The organism is Bdellovibrio sp. HCB337 (genome assembly GCF_047302465.1).
Taxonomy (GTDB): Bacteria; Bdellovibrionota; Bdellovibrionia; order Bdellovibrionales; family Bdellovibrionaceae; genus JACMRP01.
The window spans coordinates 474,619-487,001 of record NZ_CP178621.1; the positions used below are offsets into that span (position 1 = coordinate 474,619).

General features: G+C 45.7%; 15 protein-coding genes. 7 read left to right on the forward strand and 8 right to left on the reverse strand.

The genetic code is table 11. The features are described 5' to 3' along the window. Positions 1-285 precede the first annotated feature (285 nt). Positions 286-744, forward strand: coding sequence for a hypothetical protein (locus ACLWBB_RS02255; RefSeq protein ID WP_413289924.1), 459 nt, complete (start codon positions 286-288; stop codon positions 742-744). Here the strand turns inward: ACLWBB_RS02255 and ACLWBB_RS02260 are convergent. Beyond that, a complete protein-coding gene (locus tag ACLWBB_RS02260; protein WP_413289925.1) occupies positions 741-1,211 on the reverse strand; it encodes a low molecular weight protein-tyrosine-phosphatase in 471 nt (156 codons plus the stop codon). The genes ACLWBB_RS02255 and ACLWBB_RS02260 overlap by 4 nt on opposite strands. Positions 1,212-1,302: 91 nt before the next feature. Between ACLWBB_RS02260 and ACLWBB_RS02265 the strand changes: the two genes are divergently transcribed. Then, a complete protein-coding gene (locus tag ACLWBB_RS02265) occupies positions 1,303-2,427 on the forward strand; it encodes an ATPase, T2SS/T4P/T4SS family (protein ID WP_413289926.1) in 1,125 nt (374 codons plus the stop codon). Here ACLWBB_RS02265 and ACLWBB_RS02270 read toward each other — a convergent pair. Both ACLWBB_RS02270 and ACLWBB_RS02275 read right to left on the reverse strand, forming a co-directional pair. Continuing rightward, the gene (locus ACLWBB_RS02270; protein WP_413289927.1) at positions 2,424-2,768 is read right to left on the reverse strand and encodes a rhodanese-like domain-containing protein; all 345 of its coding nucleotides are present in this window, start codon (positions 2,766-2,768) and stop codon (positions 2,424-2,426) included. The two genes, ACLWBB_RS02265 and ACLWBB_RS02270, sit on opposite strands and share 4 nt — an antisense overlap. Next, on the reverse strand, positions 2,768-3,988 hold the full coding sequence (locus ACLWBB_RS02275; protein ID WP_413289928.1) for an MFS transporter: 1,221 nt from the start codon (positions 3,986-3,988) through the stop codon (positions 2,768-2,770). Before ACLWBB_RS02275 ends, ACLWBB_RS02270 begins: the two co-directional genes overlap by 1 nt. Before the next feature lie 41 nt (positions 3,989-4,029). Between ACLWBB_RS02275 and ACLWBB_RS02280 the strand changes: the two genes are divergently transcribed. Beyond that, positions 4,030-5,199, forward strand: coding sequence for a hypothetical protein (locus ACLWBB_RS02280; protein ID WP_413289929.1), 1,170 nt, complete (start codon positions 4,030-4,032; stop codon positions 5,197-5,199). Positions 5,200-5,343: 144 nt separating this feature from the next. Here ACLWBB_RS02280 and ACLWBB_RS02285 read toward each other — a convergent pair whose 3' ends face one another. Genes ACLWBB_RS02285 through ACLWBB_RS02305 form a run of 5 tightly spaced genes read right to left on the reverse strand, consistent with a single transcriptional unit; the run spans position 5,344 to position 8,335 of the window. Beyond that, positions 5,344-5,730: a DUF167 domain-containing protein gene (locus ACLWBB_RS02285; protein ID WP_413289930.1), complete on the reverse strand. Its 387-nt coding sequence runs from the start codon at positions 5,728-5,730 to the stop codon at positions 5,344-5,346. After that, complete coding sequence (locus ACLWBB_RS02290; RefSeq protein WP_413289931.1) at positions 5,630-6,166, reverse strand: DivIVA domain-containing protein; 537 nt, start codon at positions 6,164-6,166, stop codon at positions 5,630-5,632. The genes ACLWBB_RS02285 and ACLWBB_RS02290 overlap by 101 nt, the downstream gene beginning before the upstream one ends. Positions 6,167-6,208: 42 nt before the next feature. After that, positions 6,209-7,039 carry a pyrroline-5-carboxylate reductase gene (gene proC, locus ACLWBB_RS02295; protein ID WP_413289932.1) on the reverse strand — a complete coding sequence of 277 codons (831 nt, stop codon included), beginning with the start codon at positions 7,037-7,039 and terminating at the stop codon, positions 6,209-6,211. Between the two features lie 10 nt (positions 7,040-7,049). After that, complete coding sequence (locus ACLWBB_RS02300; protein WP_413289933.1) at positions 7,050-7,736, reverse strand: YggS family pyridoxal phosphate-dependent enzyme; 687 nt, start codon at positions 7,734-7,736, stop codon at positions 7,050-7,052. Then, on the reverse strand, positions 7,733-8,335 hold the full coding sequence (locus tag ACLWBB_RS02305) for a Maf family protein (RefSeq protein ID WP_413289934.1): 603 nt from the start codon (positions 8,333-8,335) through the stop codon (positions 7,733-7,735). The genes ACLWBB_RS02300 and ACLWBB_RS02305 overlap by 4 nt, the downstream gene beginning before the upstream one ends. Before the next feature lie 28 nt (positions 8,336-8,363). Here ACLWBB_RS02305 and ACLWBB_RS02310 point away from each other — a divergent pair, with 28 nt between their 5' ends. The 4 genes from ACLWBB_RS02310 to ACLWBB_RS02325 are packed head-to-tail and all read left to right on the forward strand — an operon-like array spanning position 8,364 to position 12,383. After that, the gene (locus tag ACLWBB_RS02310; RefSeq protein ID WP_413289935.1) at positions 8,364-9,275 is read left to right on the forward strand and encodes a type II secretion system F family protein; all 912 of its coding nucleotides are present in this window, start codon (positions 8,364-8,366) and stop codon (positions 9,273-9,275) included. Positions 9,276-9,278: 3 nt separating this feature from the next. After that, positions 9,279-9,626 (forward strand): DUF192 domain-containing protein, encoded by a 348-nt coding sequence (locus ACLWBB_RS02315; protein WP_413289936.1) that lies wholly within the window; start codon positions 9,279-9,281, stop codon positions 9,624-9,626. Next, on the forward strand, positions 9,613-11,268 hold the full coding sequence (locus ACLWBB_RS02320) for an FHA domain-containing protein (RefSeq protein WP_413289937.1): 1,656 nt from the start codon (positions 9,613-9,615) through the stop codon (positions 11,266-11,268). Before ACLWBB_RS02315 ends, ACLWBB_RS02320 begins: the two co-directional genes overlap by 14 nt. Continuing rightward, positions 11,268-12,383 (forward strand): FHA domain-containing protein, encoded by a 1,116-nt coding sequence (locus tag ACLWBB_RS02325; RefSeq protein WP_413289938.1) that lies wholly within the window; start codon positions 11,268-11,270, stop codon positions 12,381-12,383. The genes ACLWBB_RS02320 and ACLWBB_RS02325 overlap by 1 nt, the downstream gene beginning before the upstream one ends.

Below are 12,383 nucleotides of genomic sequence, written 5' to 3' on the forward strand. Positions count from 1 at the left end.
CAAATTTGGTCAAAACCGACGCAAATCAGAGGAGAGTCCACATCACTGAAAAAAATATAGAGGGAACAAGGGTTTATGGTGGGTCCAAAAGTGAGCTTCCGTCACAGAAATTACGCGTGCGCTCTGACAAACGAGCTCTTTAGATGGAACCTTCCAAGGTTTCAGGGAACGAAGAATGACTCTAAAATTTCAAAAATCAAAATACACTCTGGGTCATGAATAGACCTGGTTTTGGCTTTCAGCCTATGTTGCTGCAACTGCGGGCAATCCCCAATAAGGAGTTTTATGAAAACACTCGTTCTACTATTAGTCTCTTTTTCGTCTCTAGCTCAGGCGAAAGTTCAACGTGCTCAGTTTGAATCCAGCATCAGATCTCCTTACGATTACAGCTGCAACTACAGAGAAGGCGCACCTCAGATCAACAAAGGTGTTCAAGGTGTTGATTTTGAAGTCGAGCCCAACCAAAAAACTCTGTCGATCAAGAAGAGTGTTTTGGCAACCGGCAATTGTGTTGGTGCTGAGCTTCCGCCAGTCCTTCAACTTCAAGAAGGTGAGTTGTTAGAGACTCCTGTGAATATCCAAGGAGTTCCGCCAATGACGAGAAGTACAAACACAGTTTTTTATGCGCGTTGGGAGCGTCCATCGAAAAATACGATTCGCATCTATGGTGGATGTTCTTGGGCTTACACATGTGGCGGGATGACTGGATACAGTGACATCCAATTCACCGTTACTACGCCTTAAGATTTTTTTGCCCACGCGAGGATTCCATTACAGGCGTCCTCGCAATAATCCAAAACTCTTTCAAAAACGTCGGCCCCAGAATAGTAAGGATCGGGGACTTCACGAGCTGGATGTTGAGTAGCAAACTCCATCAAGAGTTTTACTTTTTCCGCGTACTTGTTTTCAGGATCCAGTTTCTTCACGTTCTGAAAATTGCTTTGATCCAAACACAAAATCAAATCAAAGCGTTCAAAGTCTTTCCTCGGATTAAACTGCTGAGCCAAAGTTTCAAACTCATACCCGCGTTTGCGACCGTGAGCTTGCGTGCGGGAATCGGGCTCTTCACCAATGTGGTATCCCGCAGTGCCGGCGCTCTCGCATGAAAGCAAATGATCTAGCCGATGGTCCTGAATCATTTTATTCAAAACAGCTTCTCCGGTTGGAGAACGACAAATATTTCCCAAGCACACAAAGAGCACACGCTTCATAACTACCTCGAATTATTGATATTGCCAGGGTCTTAGTCTTTCGCCGAGGTCTGAGTTGACTTTGGATAATAACGGACAGTTAATATTATTCATGGATAATGAATACCTGGACTTTGACGAAGCCGTTGAACTTTTAAAAACAACTCCCAGCACTCTCTACAAGTGGCTGCAGTCGGGAAAGATTCCCGCGCACAAGCTTGGCAGACAGTGGCGTTTCTTGCGGGACGAACTAGACCTGCACGTTTCTGGGAAGGCTCCAAAGATTCAGCTTCAGAAAGAAGTTTTGCAATTAACTGAGTTCTTAGGAAAGAGAGCTCAAAAAACGACCAAGGAGGGTCCAGCAATGAACTTAAACAACGAACTGCCAGAAAAGCTGATTTGGGATGCATTCGATCACGGCTGCAACGAAATCCATTTTTCTCCAACCCTAGGGAAGTACGAGATTACTTATCGCAATCAGAGAAGCGGCTATGAAAAGATCACGAAAATTGAAGAAGGCGTCTTCAAGATCATGGATGATTTCTGGGTAGAACATTCCACTCCTATTAAAAACGAATATTCTCGTCGTATTTACCTGCATCGTAATGAAGATGATGTTTTGCAAATTCGTTATCAGAAAGTCGACACGGTTTCAGGCCCGCATTTGTCATTGTCATTGCTACAGCCGAAGCTTGCTTATTTTGCTTTTGAACAAATCGGCTTGGATGAAGAGCAAAGTGCTACTTTCAAAAAGTGGACTGAAGCTCAAAAGGGTTTGATTATCGTAAGTGGGCCAACAGGGTCAGGAAAAACCACAACGGTTTATTCATTGATGAATGAAATCAAAAAGCAGAGCAGAATTATTTTTACTCTCGAGAATGCGACTTCTTTGGTGATAGATGGTATCAACCAGGTTGAATATTCGTCTCGTGATAAAGAAGATTTTGAAAAAAACTTTGAAGCTATCAATTTGGCAGGGACCAGCGTGATCTGTCTGGGGCTGGGACTCACTTTCGGTTTAGAGAAAACGATTTATTCAGCGGCTTATCATGCGGCATCGACCGGGACGCTTGTTATTCTGCAGATGAACGCGGATTCTGCAGCGGAAGCCATCGAGATTTTCGAAAGAGAAGTCGGTGCCTCTGCTAAAAAGATTCTGGTCGGAGCCAGCTGGCAAAAACTTGTGAGTCAAGGCGGAAAGCTGAAAGCTCACTACGAGTTTGTCGGAAAGTCCTAAGCGCGTTCCTCGAGAACTTGGTCCCAACCACCCTTGATGAAGTAGGTGTTAATGAAACCAGCCTCTTCAAGGGCTTGGGCCACTTCTGCGGATTTTGCGCCATTTTGACAAAGAACAATCACGGCAGTTTCTTTAGGATGATGGCTCATGGCAAGCAGAATGTCTTGCATGCTGGCAGTTTTAAGGTCTCCTTCAGGGAGTTGCAGCTGCCGGCTTTCTAGATGCATTTTGAAAATGTGCGGGTAAACACTGTGGGTTTCAACACCGAAGTTCAGAAACACAAAGCCCACGCGACCCTTTACCAAATTATCAAACTGAAAATAACCGATAGACTGAGCCATTAAGCCACCTTCTTTCCAGAGTCAGGAAGATTCTTAGCGATTGCCATTACTGTGACAAGGCCCGAGAACGCCAAAAAGCCAGAAATCAAAAACGGAGACGTGATCGCAACATTTTGATAAACGAATCCACCCATTGCAGGACCCAAGATGCGACCGAGGGAAGCCAAACTTTGTGCGACCCCCATAGTGACACCTTGTTCTTCAGCAGGGGCTAGCAAACTCAAACTGCCCAGAGTTGCAGGATTTGAAAAGCTTGTGCCGAAAGCCAGGAATGTCATCGTTACGCCCATCCACGCAACACTCGGAGCAAACGCGATTCCAGCAAGACCAATCGCGAAACATGCCAGGCCAATGCGTAAAGTTTTGCGTTCTCCCCAAATCGGAATCAAACGGCGAACCAGCACCCCTTGCGAAAGCACGGTGATGACACCGATGTAAGCAAAACCAAAGCTGACCTCTTTGAGCTGCCAGCCGAATTTTTCGCCCATGAACAAAATCAATGTCGCTTCCATTCCTGACATTGCCAGTGAAGACAGGAAGTACACAGACATCAAAGCACCCATGGTTTTTTGTCCCAAGTAATGCTTCAACAGTTGGAAACGTTTTTTAGAATGCGGATTTTTATTTTTCTCCGTGAGCGATTCTTTTAAATACTTCAAACCAAATACGAAGTTCGCTAAACACAAAGCACCAACCCACAATGCACAGAAACTTGTTTCAAAATGGGGAGCTGAAGAAATTTGTTGCCCCCACAAAGTCAAAACCCCACCGAGTGCAGGACCAACTACAAAGCCCAAACCAAATGCAGCACCAATCAAGGCCATGCCCTTGGATCTTTCGTTTGGAGGAGTGATGTCAGAAATGTAAGCAGAAGCGGTCGAGATACTTGCACCAAAGAAACCTGCAAGAATCCGTGCGACAAAGAGCCACTCTAAAGAGCGAGCCCACGCGAACAACAAATAAGAAAAGGCTTCACCCAAGAGGCAGAAAAGCAAGATGGGCCGGCGTCCCATACGATCGCTCAATTTTCCCCAAAACGGAGCGAAGATGAATTGCATAAACGAATACACAGACATCAGAAGCCCTGTTTGCAGTGCTGTTGCACCAAAATCACGACTTAAGATGGGGACGATTGGAATTAATATTCCAAAGCCAACGAGGTAGATGAAAACCGTGAAAAATATGATACCAAGTAGTCTTTTGTTTGGGGGAGTGGACAAGTGCTTTACCTCGTTTCTATTCCTGTTAATATGGGAGAGTTATGAAAATTGCAAATACTCTGTCTGTGTTCCTGCTGGCATTAAATTTTCTGGTACTTTCTGTGGATACTGCTCAGGCTTCCTATGACGATTATCAGCGTTTTCGTAAAGGAACCTACGATTTCGAAATCGAAACTCAGTACTTTAAGAGCGATGCCAATTATCTAGGTGCCGGTGATGCGTTCCAGACTCTTCCATTTAACCAGTCTTACGAGATTTTTAATACATACTTAAAGGCCCGCTACGATTTTGGTCGTCGCAGCTCTTTGTATGGTCATTTAAATATTGCCAATGCCACAAGTCATGGAGTGGATGCCGGTCGTACCAACTCTTCTTTGCCAGATGCACAGCTGGGATATGCGCACCTTGTGTATAGCGAAGATTTTGATGTGATTGCAGACTTCAATGTCATTATTCCTTTCTACAAAACGAACGTGAATACCGATACTGCATTGAATGCTGAAAACGTTATTGAAGCTACGGGACTTATGCGTTTGCAAAAAGCGATGGATCCAACGTTGCTCTTTGCGTATTTGGGCGCAACTTTTCGCCAAAGTCGTTCAGCTCTGGTGCCGTGGGGACTGGGTTTAGAGTTCGCTTATCCACAATGGGCGTTGGGTGGAAAGATCTTTGGTTATCAAAGTGTCACGGATGATCCTGATACAGGGAATACAATTCAGCGACAGATCCTCATCGATCGCGTGGATGCTGGCAGTTACAAGTTTTATTACGTAAATCCATCGTTGATAGACTCTGAGGTTTATCTCAGATTTAAATTCAACAAGACATGGACTATAACCGGAGGTCTCGGCACCACTATCACGGGGGCGAACAATGCCGCTGGTCTGCATGGGGGCCTTAGTTTGATGTATACTTGGGATAGCGAACCTAGCCATTACATGAGACCGGATACCGAAAGTGATCTCGGGTCTGAAAAGAAGGTTCCGAAGTTCAAAGAAGAAACTAACGACGGCATTAACCAAAATATCTTTCAGAAAAAAGGGACTGCGCCGCCAACCCCAAGACCGGGCACGGATATGACTCCGGCGAATGAAACTGTGGCTGTAAAGCGAGTTGGTCCAAAACCAGCGCCGACCCCAATGCCAGAAGCGACTGACGGGGGCGAAGTACAGTTAAAGCTTAAGAAGAAAAAGAAGAAACGTTCTTCTTAAAGGCCAAAAGCTACGCGCAAAACGAAGAATGTAATTACGATCAATACGAATTTCATGGAACCTCAGAAGATTGAGGTCGCATAATTAAAGCAAGCTTGCAAAAGTATCAAGAGCTTCGAGAGACCTATAAAGTTTTTTCCGGGCTTAGTTCAAACCGAGTTTTCCACGGATTTCCTCAGGGGAAAGGCCGAAAATTTCGACGGACTTGTTGCGACCGGTTTCACCCTTTAAAATTTCAATTTGTCGTTTCGGGATGCCAAGGATTTCAGACAAAAAGTCGACCAGTTCGGCGTTGGCTTTGCCATCCACGGGTGGGGCCGTGATCTTAATTTTAAGGGCCCCGTTATGGGGCCCTATTATTTCGTTCTTAGAAGATTTAGGCTGAACAAAGAGGCTAAGTCTACAGCCCCTTTCAGTCTTGGTAATCACTTTAGCCTGCAGACAGTGGGGAAATCTCGGTGGATTTGCCGTTGCCTTGAGCAGAAGCGATCGTGTGATTAGGTAATTGCATTTGCGGCATGTACTTTTCACCTTGTTCTAAAAGGGTCAAGTGAGCCTGAACCAACGCTTTGAGGTTGGCTTCAAACTGCATACGTGCACGCTTTAAGTCTGTGATTTCTTGGTACATTTTCTTCAAAGAATCACGGGAATCACGCATGATGATCTCGGCCTTTTGATTGGCGTCGGCGATGATCAACTTAGCTTCGCGCTCAGCATCCTGGCGAAGACGGTCGGTCATTTGTGAAGCCGTCGCAATCGTGTTTTTAAGAACCTGATCACGCTCTTTGTACTCAAGAAGGTTCAATTCTTTTTCGCGAAGAGCTTCTTTCAGCATGTTTCGTTCTTGAATGAGGGCTTCCATCTGAGAAGCAATTTGTGCCATGAAATCATGAACTTCATCCGCATCCACGCCCAGCATTTTCTTGTTAAAGGACTTATGAACGATATCGATAGGAGTAATTTTCATTTCAGTTCCTCCGTGAACTATATATGTCTCAGTATAAGCGACTTACTTGATTTCGCGAGAGATTTCTTTGCTTCGCATAGCCGCTTTTTCGAAGCTAATGCGTAAAGCCCGCTCAATTTCGAGCTCTCTCATGGACTGAAGTCCAGCTGCCGTCACACCTTTTTTAGAAGTCACCCGGGATTGAAGCTCTTCAAACGGAATGTCCTTTGATTGAGCCGCCAGCATCGAGGCGCCCATGAAGGTTTCCAACGTCATGCGTTTTGCAGTTTCCTCGTCAAAACCATGTTCAACGATCCAATCCTGCCAGTACATCATCATTTCAAGGACAAACCCGGTTCCTGAAGAACAAGACACCATCAAAGCCTCAAATTGATCTTCGTCTTCAACTTTTAAGGTGTAACCCAAAGGCGAGCACAGATCGTCCATCAAAGCTGAAAGAGCCTCGTCGTTTTCTGCTGGTAAGTAACCGATCACGCCACGGCCAATGATGGACGGAGTGTTTGGCATCATCCGTACCAAGCGAACTTGGGGCAGATACTTTTGCAAAGTTTGGTTTGTAATTCCCGCAGCCAGGCTGATTACGATCTGATCGTCTGTGAAGGAGCTTGCGATAGGTTCAATCGCGGTTAATAAATCCTGAGGTTTCACGGCTAAAACCACGATGTCAGAGTTTTCCACCAAAGACTCATTGGTGTCGATGGTTTGGATTTTGTATTGGTCATGGAGCTTTTGCAGTTTTCCAGGAGTGCGGTTCGACGCGAGGATATTGTCACTGCTAGTGACGCCGCTTTCGAGCATACCCTTGATAATTGCCTGGGCCATATTGCCGGCACCTAAAAAACCGATCTTTTGGCGCTTTAAGAGTTGATTCATTGTAGGTCCTCTAGTTCTTCCTTGGCCTCTCTCCGAAGAGTATCGTCCCCAGTCTAACAATGGTAGCTCCTTCCTCAATAGCCACATGATAGTCGTGGCTGGTTCCCATGGATAGCTCGTGCAATGGATGTCTGCCCGCGCCTTGTTTTAACAATTCCGTTTGAAGCTCTCGAAGTTGGCGGAAATAAGGCCGCACATCCTCGGGATCATCTGTTAGAGGAGGCATAGTCATCAATCCGGTTATTTCAATGCCCGGAAGAGCTGTGATTTCTGACCACACCTTAAGGAGAGACTCACCGTCAAAACCGCCCTTAGTGATTTCCTGGGCAAGATTGACTTGGATCAAAACCTTCTGAGTTGTTTTTATTTTTTCTGCATAGTTCGAAATCGCACGCGCGAGTTCGAAAGAGTCCACCGAGTGAACTAAGACAAACTTGCCGACGACCATTTTCACTTTATTTTTTTGAAGCGTACCGATGAAGTGCCACTCGATGTCGAGATCCTTCAAGGTGTCTTGCTTGAGCAAAGCTTCTTGCACGTAGTTTTCAGCAAAAATATTGTGTCCTGCCGAATGAAGACGCCGGATTTTTTCTATAGGCTGAAGCTTAGAAACGGCAATGAGCTTCAAACTCTCGCGGGTGCGACCTAGTTGTTTGAGTTGCTCGTGACATTCTTCACGTACGGTTTCTAAGCTCATTGTTTCACTCTTTCGACAGTCCAATTCATTTTCACTAACAGATTTTCGAAAGCTTTGACGGGCAGTCCGACAACATTGTCATAATCGCCGTTAAATTCGGCGACAAACTTCTTACCTAGACCTTGGATGGCATAAGCACCGGCCTTATCCATCGGTTCTCCGGACTGGATATAGGTCCAGATTTCATCGTCGGACAAAGTCTTAAATGTCACTCGAGAAGTCTCAATGTGAGACGCCTTTTGACCGCCTAGACTTTCGACAAGGCAGAGCCCAGTCTTCACTTCGTGGGTTTTCCCAGACAAAAGTTTTAAAAATTCGTAAGCTTCGTCCTGATTGCGAGGTTTTCCGAGGGTCTGGGTGTGATAAACTACCATTGTGTCCGCTGTCAGCAGCAGGAAGTTCTTATGGGAAGTGGATTTCAGCTCTTCAAATGCAGCCTTAGCCTTACGTCCAGCTATGTCCAAAATCTGCTCGTCTATATTCAGGTTTTTATCAGGTGTTTCCGATACTTTAACTGGGTGCACGTCAAAGACAAAACCGGAGGTTTCAAGGAGATGTCGGCGGCGTGGTGACTCAGATGCCAAAATTAATTGGTACATAACATAACTTGAACACAAAGAGAGATAAATGGGAAGCGCAGATTTAATGCTCATCGCAGGCTTCGTGTTGGGAGGACTTAGTGTCTATCTCTTCGTCTCTGCTTTGTTTTCAAGCAACAACGACACGCAACAGTTGTCGTGGGCAAATAACAGCGAACCTGCGAAGTCAAAATCTCCAATCATCAATATGTCGCGTCCCTTGGTGCATCAATTCACTTTGCAACATGCTCTTAGAATCAAAAGCGTTGGCTATCGAAAACGTGTTCGTAAACACATTTTGACCTCAGGCCTTTCTTCAGAACTGAACGAAGATGAATTCATTGGTTTGCAAATTCTGTGGGGCGTGATGTTCCCATGCTTCTTGGCGGTGATGAACTTTGCTTTGGCATTGGATCTTCCGTTGCCATTGCTTGTGGGAATGGGCTTGTTTGGGTTCATTTTCCCGCAAATGCATGCAAACGCCGAGAAAAAGCGTCGCGAGATCTCAGTCCGTGGGGATTTGCCATTCTTCATCGACCTCTTGGCGTTGTCGGTTGAAGCCGGTCTTGATTTCTTTGCTGCGATCCAAAAGATCGTCGACAAGGCTCAAGGCACGGACAGTGTTTTGGCAGATGAGTTTGGAACAGTCCTTAAGGACGTAAAGATCGGTGCTTCTAAAACGCAGGCCTTGCGAGATATGGCCGAGCGTTTGGATATTTCCGAGATCACAAGCTTCGTTGCGGTTTTGATTGATGCCGAAGCAAGTGGTGCAAGTATTTCAAAAGTTTTGAAAGACCAATCGATACAAATGCGTTTGGAAAGATTCGTCAGAGCAGAAAAAGCCGGGGCAAGAGCGTCGCAAGCAATCTTGATTCCGTTGATGCTCTTTATCTTACCGGCGGTTTTTATCATGGTCTTTGGACCCGTCGTCGTTAGCTTTATGTACGGAGGCGGTAAATAGAAGATGGCAGTATTGATGAATAGAACGAAGAATCAACAGCTGATCTCAGACCTAACGGTGGCGGCGAGCGAATGGGCTCGCGGCAAAGGTCTATTGGGAACCAAGAGTTTGGGACCCGAAGAGGCGCTATTGATTCCACGTTGTAATTCTATTCATACGTTTTTTATGAAATTTGCGATTGATTGTGTGTTCTTGGACAAAAACAAAAAGGTGAAGGCGATTCACGCAGTTGTGAAGCCTAACCGTATTGTTTGGCCGATTTGGGGAGCAAGATCTGTGATCGAGTTTCCGGCAGGTCGTGCCCAAGAACTCAATATTGAACTAGGGGATGAACTTCATGTGGGCACTTAGGGTCTTAACAGGCCCGGCGGCGGGCCAAACATTTGATTTGCGTATGGGTCGAAATCTTATCGGCCGCGCACCGAATTGTGATGTGAAGATCACCAGCAATGGCGTTTCGAAAGAGCATGCCGAAGTTCATGTATATAAAGAGAAAATCATGATCGCAGATTTAAAATCCAGCAACGGCACCTTTATTAATGGTGTGCGCGTGCAAAATGGATTAGTCCGTCTTGGTGACAAGATCAGCGTTCATGATGTGATCTTTGATATTATTCCAGCTGCGGAAATTCGTCCAAAATCTTCGGTGCCGTCACAAACTGTGAATATTTCGTTGCCTATGAATGGCAATGCGGCTCCTCAATATTATCCGCAGCAATATCAACAGGGTTATCAACAGCCAGCTCCACAAATGATGGGCGTTGTTCATCCGACATTGCCTGAAGCTGACGAGACACCACAGCAATTGGATGTTCCTCAGAACTTTATGCAAGAGATGATGGCTCGAGCTAAAGACTATATAGAGCGTGTCGCTTTGCCAGGTGTTTATAAGCTGCCGCAGATTACAGAGTTTAAGTACGTCCTGGGCGGATTTATCGCGGTCTTCATTTTCATGGTGACATTGTTGTCGATGATCCCGATGGTACAAATCACGCGTGCAAGCATTTTGGCGGAAAGTCAGCGTCGTGCGCAGTCTATTGCTCGTAACGTGGCGATGGCGAACCAACAATTGCTCTTACAAGGAAATATCTCTTCTTTAAGCACTCATTCTGCGGAAACAGAAGATGGTGTTAAGCAAGTGATGATCATTCAGCAATCTGACGGGATGATCATGGCTCCGGCCAGTCGGGCGGGTGTCACTCCAGACATTCCATTTGTGCACATGGCTCGCCGTGAAATGAAAACGCAAGTGGCGCAAGTTGATAGCAACACAATCGGTGCAAGCTTCCCGATCGGTCAATATGATCCGAATACGGGAGAGCCTTCCGTGAAAGCTCATGCTATTGTTCTCTATGACATTGGTAGTTTGGCGTTTGATGATGGCCATGTGCTGAGTCTTTTCTTCCAGACTTTGATTTTAGCCTGCCTAGTAGGGCTGTTGCTGTTCTTCTTTATGTATAAGCTGATTGAGTATCCGATTACGACATTGAATGAACAGTTGGATACGGCCCTTCGTGAAAAGAAAGATTCTGCAGATGTGAACTTCCAGTTCCCGGCACTGCAAAACTTAGTGGGCAACATCAATAGTCTTTTGACTCGATATCTGAATGGAAACACTGACGGTGCAGCACCTATGATGATGGTCAGCCGCGATGCTGAAGCAGAAAACCTGGTGCAGCTCATGGGCTATCCAACTATTGCTATTAGTGGCGAGGGACGCATTATCACTATTAATGCGAACTTCGAGCAAATTGCACATGCGACTTCAGGACAATTGAATGGTCAGCCACTAACAGCGATTCCTGACATGGCTCTTCAACAGAACATTCAACATCTGATGCAGAAATGTCGCGACGTCCCTGGTTCTATCCATAGCGATCAATTGGAATTCAGCGGTCATAATTGCCAAATCCATTGTAATGCAATGGGTGTTGAAAACGGCACGATTGCTTACTTTATTGTAAGCATCACACCAGTTGAGGGAGGCGAATAATGGCAGCTCCTCAACTGAAGCAAGGCCTTAAATACAAAGTTCATTTCCAGCGGGGAAACCTTGTAGGACAAAGCATGAGCTTTGAAAAAGCCGTGATACAAATCGGTCGCGGGACCGAGAATGATTTGATTTTGTTGAACGATTTGCGTGCCAGTCGTCACCATGCGGAAATCCATTGGGATGGTACAGAGCTTAGAATCGTCAATGTCAGTACGAAAAACTTTATTGCCGTGAATGGCAGCCAAGTCGAAGCGGCGGTGCTGGAGCCAGGTTCAGTAGTTTTGATTGGTGAGAGCGAATTCCGAATAGAATTTGAAGCGCCTCATTTGGAAGAGCCAAAAACAAAAGTAGTAGCTGATCCATCGGACCCAGTCGTAGTTGTACAGATGCCGGTATTGCAGCAAACAAAACCGGCTCCGTTCCAACAATCGATGGCGCCTGCGATTCCACCGATGGGTGGAGGCGTGATGGGGGGAGCCGCTGGTGGCCACCATCAATATAGTCCAAATATCCCGGGTCACCATATGGGAGGCCCGCAAGCTCCGCGTCCGCGTTCTAAAAATAAAATTCGTCGTCAGAAATCTGATTCTGGCAAGGCCCGCTTTTATGGAATCGTGCTTGTGATTGGTGTGGTTTTTGCTTGGTTGATGAACTCAAATGACGCCAAAAAGAAAGAGCTTACATTCCGCTCGACAGAGCAGATTGAAAAAGACATCGAAGCTTCACGTGAAGAGCTCAAAACTTTTGAAGCTCGCAAAGAGAAGCTCGACAATGTTCAGTTCAAGCGCGCGCAAGAAAACTATATCCGAGGGTTCCGTGATTACAAACAAGGGAACTATGGACGTGCGAGAGAGTCTTTCCAAGTAGTATTGAATTTGGACCCGGACAATGAACTGGCAAAACGCTATTACCAGTTGGCGCGTTTAAAATTTGATGAGATGGTGAAATTCCACATGCTGCAGGGAAATCGCTACCGCGAGAAGAAGAACTGGAGAATGTGCAAATCAAGCTATTTCAATGTGATGACGATGGTTGCAAACAATCAAGATCCAGTTTTTAAAGAAGCAAAACAGTACTACGATCAGTGCTCTCTAGCTCAGGAGGGCCGATACTAA

Bases quoted from the DNA above. Each gene is read 5' to 3' on its own strand.
- ACLWBB_RS02255 (WP_413289924.1), top strand. From the start codon at position 286: ATGAAAACACTCGTTCTACTATTAGTCTCTTTTTCGTCTCTAGCTCAG.
- ACLWBB_RS02260 (WP_413289925.1), bottom strand. From the start codon at position 1,211: ATGAAGCGTGTGCTCTTTGTGTGCTTGGGAAATATTTGTCGTTCTCCA.
- ACLWBB_RS02265 (WP_413289926.1), top strand. From the start codon at position 1,303: ATGGATAATGAATACCTGGACTTTGACGAAGCCGTTGAACTTTTAAAA.
- ACLWBB_RS02270 (WP_413289927.1), bottom strand. From the start codon at position 2,768: ATGGCTCAGTCTATCGGTTATTTTCAGTTTGATAATTTGGTAAAGGGT.
- ACLWBB_RS02280 (WP_413289929.1), top strand. From the start codon at position 4,030: ATGAAAATTGCAAATACTCTGTCTGTGTTCCTGCTGGCATTAAATTTT.
- ACLWBB_RS02290 (WP_413289931.1), bottom strand. From the start codon at position 6,166: ATGAAAATTACTCCTATCGATATCGTTCATAAGTCCTTTAACAAGAAA.
- proC (WP_413289932.1), bottom strand. From the start codon at position 7,039: ATGAATCAACTCTTAAAGCGCCAAAAGATCGGTTTTTTAGGTGCCGGC.
- ACLWBB_RS02300 (WP_413289933.1), bottom strand. From the start codon at position 7,736: ATGAGCTTAGAAACCGTACGTGAAGAATGTCACGAGCAACTCAAACAA.
- ACLWBB_RS02305 (WP_413289934.1), bottom strand. From the start codon at position 8,335: ATGTACCAATTAATTTTGGCATCTGAGTCACCACGCCGCCGACATCTC.
- ACLWBB_RS02310 (WP_413289935.1), top strand. From the start codon at position 8,364: ATGGGAAGCGCAGATTTAATGCTCATCGCAGGCTTCGTGTTGGGAGGA.
- ACLWBB_RS02315 (WP_413289936.1), top strand. From the start codon at position 9,279: ATGGCAGTATTGATGAATAGAACGAAGAATCAACAGCTGATCTCAGAC.
- ACLWBB_RS02320 (WP_413289937.1), top strand. From the start codon at position 9,613: ATGTGGGCACTTAGGGTCTTAACAGGCCCGGCGGCGGGCCAAACATTT.
- ACLWBB_RS02325 (WP_413289938.1), top strand. From the start codon at position 11,268: ATGGCAGCTCCTCAACTGAAGCAAGGCCTTAAATACAAAGTTCATTTC.